General features: G+C 63.9%; 1 protein-coding gene. It reads right to left on the reverse strand.

Annotated features, from left to right (window positions below; genetic code table 11):
- Positions 1-26 precede the first annotated feature (26 nt).
- A partial coding sequence (locus SCA31_RS24755; protein WP_410699606.1) for a hypothetical protein occupies positions 27-249 on the reverse strand: 223 nt, incomplete at its 5' end.

Consider the following 249-nt stretch of genomic DNA (forward strand, 5'->3'; position numbering starts at 1 on the left):
CCCGCAGGACGGCGCGGGCCCTGACTTCAGTCAGTGCCCAGTTCGGCCTCACGCCGCTCCGCTGACGCGCGGTTGTGGCGCTGTCCGGTGACAACCACCACCAGGCCGGCCAGAATCATGGCCAGGCCCGCATATGTCCCGGCTGGCAAGGTCTCATGCAAGAAGATAGCGGCCAGCAGCGCGGCTCCCGGAATTTCCAGCAAGATGATCATCGACACCAAAAGGGGACTCATGGTCGCCAACAAATGG

Source organism: Chryseobacterium sp. SIMBA_028 (genome assembly GCF_046535285.1).
Lineage (GTDB): Bacteria > Bacteroidota > Bacteroidia > Flavobacteriales > Weeksellaceae > Chryseobacterium.